Origin of the sequence: Inquilinus sp. (genome assembly GCF_039594555.1) — a bacterium.
Taxonomy (GTDB): domain Bacteria; phylum Pseudomonadota; class Alphaproteobacteria; order DSM-16000; family Inquilinaceae; genus Inquilinus.
This window is the reverse complement of record NZ_JBCNNF010000346.1, coordinates 1-7377: the sequence shown is the minus strand read 5'-3', so window position 1 is coordinate 7377 and position 7377 is coordinate 1. Positions and strand designations below refer to the sequence as shown.

Below are 7377 nucleotides of genomic sequence, written 5' to 3'. Positions count from 1 at the left end.
GCAGTATCCCGGTGACGCAGTACGCGAACATCATGCGCTGGCATGACCGGCTGAACCGGATCGACGCCTGGCGCGATCCCTTCGCCGGGCTGGCGATGTGAGTCCCGCCGCCCTCTCCGCGCTGGCGGAGCGCGGCGGGAGGCGCAAGGATGGCGGAGCCCCAGACCGGAGAGTCGCCCCATGCGCACCCATGCGATCGCCGCCATCCCCGCCGACGGCATCGGCCCCGAGGTCATCGGCGCCGGGATCCGGGTGCTGGAGGCGCTGCAGCAGCGCATGGGCGATGTCGCCTTCCGGGTGACGACCTTCGACTGGGGGTCGGACTACTACAAGGCGAACGGCGCGATGATGCCGGCGGACGGGTTGGCCACGCTGAAGCCGTTCGACGCAATCTATTTCGGCGCGGTCGGCGCGCCCGACGTGCCGGACCACATCACCCTGTGGGGCCTGCGGCTGCCGATCTGTCAGGGTTTCGACCAATATGCCAATGTCCGGCCGACGCGGATCCTGCCCGGCATCACCTCGCCGCTGCGCCATGCCGGGCCCGGCGATCTGGACTGGGTGATCGTGCGCGAGAATTCCGAGGGCGAGTATTCCGGCCATGGCGGCCGCGCCCATCGCGGCCTGCCGGAGGAGGTCGGCACCGAGGTGGCGATCTTCACCCGGGTCGGCGTCAGCCGGATCATGCGCTACGCCTTTCGCTTGGCGCAGTCGCGGCCGCGCAAGCTGCTGACCGTGGTCACCAAGTCGAACGCCCAGCGCCACGGCATGGTGATGTGGGACGAGATCGCGGCCGAGGTGGCGAAGGAGTTCCCGGACGTGACCTGGGACAAGATGCTGGTCGACGCCATGACGGTGCGGATGACGCTGAAGCCGCAGAGCATCGACACCGTCGTCGCCACCAACCTGCATGCCGACATCCTGTCCGACCTGGCCGGCGCCCTGGCCGGCAGCCTGGGCGTGGCGCCGACCGCCAACATCGACCCGGAACGGCGCTTCCCGTCGATGTTCGAGCCGATCCATGGCTCGGCCTTCGACATCACCGGCAAGGGCATCGCCAACCCGGTCGCCAGCTTCTGGACCGCGGCGCAGATGCTGGAGCATCTCGGCGAGGCCGAGGCGGCCGGGCGGCTGATGCGCGCGGTGGAGCGGGTGACCGGCGCCGGCATCCTGACCCCGGATGTCGGCGGCACCGCGACGACGAAAGAGGTCACCGACGCGGTGATCGACGCGATCTACAGCTCGAACGTCTGACCGTTGGACACCGCGGCAGCGGCGCGGATCGCCCCGGGAGACCGGCCGATCACCCGCTTAAAGGCGCGGCTGAACGCGGCTTGCGAGCCGTAGCCGAGGCGATGGGCCGCGGCCTCGATCGGCATTCGGTCGCGGCCGATCCATTGCGCCGCCAGGCGCATCCGCAGGTCGGCGACGTAGCGCAGCGGCGTCAGGCCGGTGACGGCCAGGAACCGTTCGGCGAAGACCGACCGTGACGCCCCCATCTCGGCTGCCAGCTCGGCCACTGTCCAGTCGCGGCCCGGGTCGCGGTGCATGGCGGCGATGACGCGGCCGAGGCGCGGGTCGCGCAGCGCCTCGATCCAGCCCTTGGCGTCGCCGCAACCGCATTCGACCCAGCCGCGGACGATGGAGGCGGAGACGACGTCGGCCAGGCGCGCCAGGATGGCGGCGAAGCCGGCGCGCTCGTCGCAGGCCTCGCGGGCCATTGCCTCCAGCATCGGCAGGATCTCGGGGTAGCGGTTCAGCAGCGTGCCGACCAGCATCACCTCCGGCATCAGCGCCACCAGCGGGTGCATGCCGCCGAGGTCGAATTCCATGCAGCCGCTGAAAATCAGCGCGCCGGAGCCCGGATCGCAGCCCTCCGGGCACGCGCGGATGATGCGGACGCTCTGGCACAGCGTCTCGCCCTCGAAGCTGGAGATGTCGCGGCTGGCCTGGTCAGGCGCGGACAGCAGCTCGTGCGGGCCGCCGCGCGGCAGCAGCACGGCATCGCCCGAATTGAGGGTGTGGAGCGTCCCGTCGGCCGTGCGCAGCACCACCGGCCCACGGGCGACGAAGTGGAACTGAGCCCGATTCTCGACGGTGCCGAAGCCAAGGCCGAAGGGCGGCGCCATCGCGATGCGGCGGTACTGCACCCCGAACAGGCGCATGCCCAGCAGCAGCTCGCTGACCAGGTCGCCGGCGGGCCGCGGCGGGGGCTGCCGGGGGGTCGGGTGTTCGGATCGCGATTCGGACGGACGATCAAACATTCCGGAGTGTCTGACATGGATCGTCCGGAGAGTCCATCCTACCTTCTGCTGCACTGCATCAAAACCTCTCTCTTGAAGGATGGTCCCGATGATCGAGGGAACACAGCGGACGGGCGCGGCGCCGGCGCGGGAGGAGCCGGCCTGGGGCGCGGTCGTCTCGATGACGCTCGGCGTCTTCGGGCTGGTGACGGCGGAGTTCCTGCCGGCCAGCCTGCTGACGCCGATGGCGGCGGATCTGCATGTCAGCGAGGGCTTGGCCGGCCAGGCGGTGACGGCGACCGCGGCGGTGGCGCTGGTGACCAGCCTGCTGGTCTCGGCCGCGACCCGGCGGATCGACCGGCGGTACGTGCTGCTGGCCTTCTCGATCCTGCTGACGGTGTCGAACCTGCTGGTCGCCTTCGCCCCCGGCCTGCCGGCCCTCCTGCTGGCGCGGGTGGTGCTGGGCGTGGCGCTGGGCGGCTTCTGGACCATGTCGGCGGCGACGGTGATGCGGCTGGTGCCGGAGGCACTGGTGCCACGCGCCCTGTCGCTGCTGTTCAGCGGCGTCTCGGCCGCGACCGTGGCCGCCGCGCCGCTGGGAAGTTATTTCGGCGACATCATCGGCTGGCGCGGCGTGTTCCTGATCGCCGCGGCGCTGGGGCTGCTGGCGCTGGCCGTGCAGTTCGCGACGCTGCCGCGCATGGCGCCGAGCGGCACGACCCGGCTGCGCACCCTGGTCGAGGTGCTGGCCCGGCCGCAGGTCGGCTTCGGCATGCTGGCGGTGCTGCTGGTGTTCACCGGGCATTTCGCGTTCTTCACGTACATCCGGCCGTTCCTGGAGACGGTGACCGGCGTCGGCATCACCGGCGTGTCGGGCATCCTCTTGGGCTTCGGCGTCGCCAACTTCCTGGGCACCTTCCTGGGTGGCGTGCTGCTGGAGCGCAGCATGCGGCTGACCATGATGCTGATGCCGCTGACCATGGGCATCCTCGGCCTCGGCCTGGTGGCGGTGGGCGGCGGCGCGCCGGTGGCCAACACGGCGATGGTGGCGCTGTGGGGCGTGGCCTTCGGCGCGGTGCCAGTGGCCTGGTCGACCTGGCTGACCCGCACCGTCCCCGACGAGGCGGAAAGCGCCGGCGGCCTGCTGGTGGCGGCGGTGCAGCTGGCGATCGCGACCGGCGCCGCGGCCGGCGGCGCCATCTTCGACGTCAGCGGCGCGCTCGGCGTGTTCACCGCCGCCGGCTTCGTGCTGCTGCTCGCCGCGGTGATGATCGCGCTCGGCATCCGGCCGCGGACGGCGACGGCGGCAGCGTGACGCAGAGTCAGCGGGGCTGGCCGGCGGCCATCAGGTCGGCCATGCCGATCAGCCCCGCATCGTGACCCAGGGCGGCCGGGCGCAGCGGCAGACGGAACTGCCGCGGCTCGGCCGCCAGCGCCTGGTCGATCCGGCCGAGGAAGCCGTCAGCCAGGCCGACGCCACCGCCGATCACGGCGAGGTCGAGGTCCAGCGCCGCCTTCAGGTCGGACAGCAGCCGGGCGATGGCGGCGGCGGCGCGGTCGATCAACGCCGATGCCGCAGGATCCTTGCGGCGGAACAGGGCCTGGGCATCCATCTCCTCTCCGAAGGCTTCGGTCGCGGCGGAGGCCAACGCCCGGCCGGACGCGACGGCTTCGACGCAGCCGCGCCTTCCGCAGCCGCAGAGCGGCCCGTCCGGCACCGCCACGACATGGCCGAGATGCCCGGCCAGGCCGCCCGGCCCGACCCGCAATTCCCCGCCCAGCACCAGCCCGCCGCCGACGCCGGTCGACACGGTCAGGAACACCATCGAGCCGACGCCCTGCGCGGCGCCGTGGCGGAACTCGCCCCAGGCCGCCGCCTGGGCGTCGTTCACCGCCCGCACCGGGACGCCGAGCCGGTCCTGCAGCGCCGCGACCAGCGGCGAGTCCGGCGGCACCGGCAGGGTGCCGGGATTGGTGGCGGAGAGCTTGCCGTCCCGCACCAGCCCGGTGGTGGCGATGCCGACCGGCCCGTCGGCCCAGCCGGCGACCAGGGCGGCGATGGCCTCGACCAGGCTCTCGAAGCGTCCGTCCCGCGGCGTGGGCGCCTGGCGGCGCTCCAGCACCGTGGCGCCTTCCACCCGCGCCGCTGCGATCTTGGTACCGCCGAGATCGATGACGGTGGTCATGGGGGGCCGCCGGCGCTCGCGGACTGCTCCCTTCTAGTCCCCCCTCCCCTCGCGGGAGGGGGGTAGGGGGAGGGGGTTTCCTCCGCTCGCGCCGATCCTGGGAATGCAGGTCGGGGTGGCGAAGACGGCCATGACTCATCCGCGCGCGGACGCGCGCAGACCCCTCCCCCTGCCCCCCTCCCGCAAGGGGAGGGGGGACTATAAAAAGCGAACCTCGAGCGGTTCCCCATCTCAATACCCACGGTCGGCCACGCTCTGCGCGGTGCGGCGGATGGCGTCGCGAGCGGCGGGGTCGCGGTCGGCGATGGTCTCGAACAGCATGTCGACGATCACCAGCTGGCTGATCTTCGACGTCAGCGCCCCGCCGGTCAGCGGCGTCTCGGACGCCGAGGCCAGCAGCACCATATCGGCCAGGCCGGTCAGCGGGCTCTTGGTGCGGTTGGTGATCGCCGCCAGGAAAGCCCCGGCCTCCTTCGCCAGCGTCGCGGCGCGGACCACATCGAGGGTGGAGCCGGAGCTGGAGACGGCCAGCGCCACGTCGCCATCGCCCAGCGCCGCGGTCGCCATCGCCGCCATATGCGGGTCGTCATGCGCCACCGCCTGCAGCCCGATCCGGGCCAGCTTGTACTGGGCGTAGCGCGCGGTGATGGCCGAGGCGCCGACGCCGAACACCAGCACGCGGCGGGCCGTGCGCAGCCGGTCGGCCACCGCCTCCACCGCCGCCGGGTCCAGCAGGTCTTCGGTCTGGCGCAGCGCGTCGACGGCACGGTCGACGATGCGGAACAGGGCGTGCCGCCCCGCCTCCTCCGCCCGCGCCGGCTGGGCCGAGGCCAGCTCGGTGGCCAGCGCCAGCTTGAAGCCCTGGAAGCTGGGGAAGCCCTGCTCGCGGCAGAAGCGGATCACCGAGGCCTCGGAGGAGCCGGAGGCCTCGGCCAGCTCGGTCACCGTCTGCGACAGCACCCGCTCCGGCCCCTCCAGCACGTAATCGCCGATCCGGCCGAGGGCCGGCGACAGGCCGGGATTGGCGGCGCGCAGGCTGGCCAGCACCTTGCGCCCGAGGGTCGGGGTCTCGCTCATGGCTGCATTCTACCCCTTCACCGCCCCGGCCAGCATCGCCCGGCCGAGATAGCGGTAACTGACCAGGCCGAGCAAGAGCGGCGGCAGCACGCTGAGCATCATCGCCGCCGCCGTGGCGCCCCATTTCACGCCCCAGGAGGTGATGAAGAAGGTGGCGCCCACGGTCACCGGCACGGCGCTGCGGGTGGTCAGGATCAGGCCGAACAGGAACTCGTTCCAGCTGTAGATGAAGCTGAGGATGGCGACCGCCACCAGCACCGGCCGGGCCAGCGGCAGCACGATGTGGCGCAGCACGGCGAAGGTCGAGGCGCCGTCGACTCGCGCCGCCTCCTCTATCTCCTGCGGCAGGTCCTGCAGGAAGCCGACCAGGAGGATCAGCGCCAGCGGCAGGTTGATGATGCAGGAGATCAGGGCCAAGCCCAGCCGGGTGTCGAGCAGCCCCAGCGCCTGGTACAGCAGGTAGAAGGGGATGGCGAAGATCACCAGCGGCAGGGCGCGCAGGTTGGTGACCACCGGCAGGATGGTCGTGGTCCCCTTCTCCAGCCGCGCCATGGCGTAGGCCGCCGGCACGCCGAGGCCGAGCGCCAGGACGGTGCCGCCGAGGGCGATGACGGTCGAGTTCAGCAGGTAGCGCGGGAAGTCCAACGCCGGGTCGGTCAGCACCTCGGCATAGTGCTCCAGCGTCGGCGCGAACAACCAGACCGGCGGATAGGCATTGATGTCCAGCGTCGTCTTCAGCGAGGTCAGCAGCGTGACGATGACCGGGATGTTGAGGACCACGACCGCCAGCAGGAACACGGCCCAGCGAAGGAGGCTGCCCAGGCGCTTCATCGCCGTCGCCCCTGCTCAGTTCGAGATGAGCTCGTCCTATTCATGTCCCCCCTCCCCTTGCGGGAGGGGGGTAGGGGGAGGGGTCTGCGCGCGTCCGCGCGCGAATGCGAAGGGTCTACGACGCCTTGTCGGCGGAGCCGGCTTGGCACTGTCCGGGTCACGCCAAACGGAGAAAGCCCCCTCCCCCTGCCCCCCTCCCGCAAGGGGAGGGGGGACTCATTTGGGGAGGACGTCCAGCCAGCGGTTCTCATCGCCGCGATCCCCTCAGCATCTGCGCCATCAGCAGGCGCAGCACCACGATCGAGGCGAGGAGCAGCAGCATCGAGGCGGCGACGGCGGGGCCGATCCGCTCCTGCTGGAAGAAGGTGCGGTAGATGTAGATCGACAGGCTCTGGGTCAGCGTGCCCGGGCCGCCGCCGGTCAGCACATAGATGTGGTCGAACACCCGGAAGCTGTCGATGAAGCGGAGGAAGCCGGTGATCGCCAGCGCCGGCACCATCAGCGGCAGGGTGATGCGGCGGAACACGGCCCAGGGTCCGGCGCCGTCGATCCACGCCGCCTCCACCAGCTCGCCCGGGATCGCCTGATAGGCGGTCAGCAACGCCAGGAAGGCGAAGGGCGTCCATTGCAGCACCTCGATCACTGCGACCGTGGTGAAGGCCCAGTCGACGTCCAGCAGGTTGTCGGAGAAGCCGACCATCTGCAGGTATTGCGGGATGACACCGACGAAATCGTTCAGCATCAGCCGGTACATCACGCCCAGCAGCGCCGGCGACACCATCATCGGCAGCAGCAGGAAGGCCATCAGCCAGCGCCGCTTGGCGATCAGCGGGTCGAGCGCCAGCACCAGGGCGAAGCCGAGCAGCAGCTGCGCCGCGGTGACCACGATCGCGAAGCGGGCGGAAAAGCCGACCGCGGCCCAGAAGGCCGGGTCGGCCAGCACCGCCCGGTAGTTGTCGAGCCCGACCCAGCGCGGCGACCACAGGCCGGTGAAGCGCACCTCGCTGAGGCTGTAGACCAGGTTGGCGACGGCCGGGAAG

The 7377-nt window shown here is 71.4% G+C and carries 7 protein-coding genes; 2 read left to right on the top strand and 5 right to left on the bottom strand.

Annotated features, from left to right (window positions below; genetic code table 11):
* Nucleotides 1-180: 180 nt before the first annotated feature.
* A complete protein-coding gene (locus ABDW35_RS27860) occupies nucleotides 181-1254 on the top strand; it encodes a tartrate dehydrogenase (RefSeq protein WP_343717116.1) in 1074 nt (357 codons plus the stop codon).
* On the opposite strand, the gene ABDW35_RS27855 is transcribed toward ABDW35_RS27860, so the two are convergent.
* Nucleotides 1236-2264: an AraC family transcriptional regulator gene (locus ABDW35_RS27855; protein ID WP_343717115.1), complete on the bottom strand. Its 1029-nt coding sequence runs from the start codon at nucleotides 2262-2264 to the stop codon at nucleotides 1236-1238. The genes ABDW35_RS27860 and ABDW35_RS27855 overlap by 19 nt on opposite strands.
* 88 nt (nucleotides 2265-2352) lie before the next feature.
* On the opposite strand from ABDW35_RS27855, the gene ABDW35_RS27850 reads away from it, so the two are divergent.
* Nucleotides 2353-3558: an MFS transporter gene (locus tag ABDW35_RS27850; protein ID WP_343717114.1), complete on the top strand. Its 1206-nt coding sequence runs from the start codon at nucleotides 2353-2355 to the stop codon at nucleotides 3556-3558.
* A gap of 7 nt (nucleotides 3559-3565) precedes the next feature.
* Here the strand turns inward: ABDW35_RS27850 and ABDW35_RS27845 are convergent, their stop codons facing one another.
* From ABDW35_RS27845 to ABDW35_RS27830, 4 genes are all read right to left on the bottom strand, one after another.
* On the bottom strand, nucleotides 3566-4429 hold the full coding sequence (locus tag ABDW35_RS27845) for an N-acetylmannosamine kinase (RefSeq protein ID WP_343717113.1): 864 nt from the start codon (nucleotides 4427-4429) through the stop codon (nucleotides 3566-3568).
* Nucleotides 4430-4660: 231 nt separating this feature from the next.
* Complete coding sequence (locus ABDW35_RS27840; protein WP_343717112.1) at nucleotides 4661-5506, bottom strand: MurR/RpiR family transcriptional regulator; 846 nt, start codon at nucleotides 5504-5506, stop codon at nucleotides 4661-4663.
* Between the two features lie 9 nt (nucleotides 5507-5515).
* On the bottom strand, nucleotides 5516-6337 hold the full coding sequence (locus ABDW35_RS27835; RefSeq protein ID WP_343717111.1) for a carbohydrate ABC transporter permease: 822 nt from the start codon (nucleotides 6335-6337) through the stop codon (nucleotides 5516-5518).
* A 247-nt stretch (nucleotides 6338-6584) separates the two neighbouring features.
* A partial coding sequence (locus tag ABDW35_RS27830) for a sugar ABC transporter permease (protein ID WP_343717110.1) occupies nucleotides 6585-7377 on the bottom strand: 793 nt, incomplete at its 5' end.

Coding starts and splice junctions, on each gene's coding strand:
- ABDW35_RS27840 (WP_343717112.1), bottom strand. CDS start 5,506: ATGAGCGAGACCCCGACCCTCGGGCGCAAGGTGCTGGCCAGCCTGCGC.
- ABDW35_RS27860 (WP_343717116.1), top strand. CDS start 181: ATGCGCACCCATGCGATCGCCGCCATCCCCGCCGACGGCATCGGCCCC.
- ABDW35_RS27835 (WP_343717111.1), bottom strand. CDS start 6,337: ATGAAGCGCCTGGGCAGCCTCCTTCGCTGGGCCGTGTTCCTGCTGGCG.
- ABDW35_RS27845 (WP_343717113.1), bottom strand. CDS start 4,429: ATGACCACCGTCATCGATCTCGGCGGTACCAAGATCGCAGCGGCGCGG.
- ABDW35_RS27855 (WP_343717115.1), bottom strand. CDS start 2,264: ATGTTTGATCGTCCGTCCGAATCGCGATCCGAACACCCGACCCCCCGG.
- ABDW35_RS27850 (WP_343717114.1), top strand. CDS start 2,353: ATGATCGAGGGAACACAGCGGACGGGCGCGGCGCCGGCGCGGGAGGAG.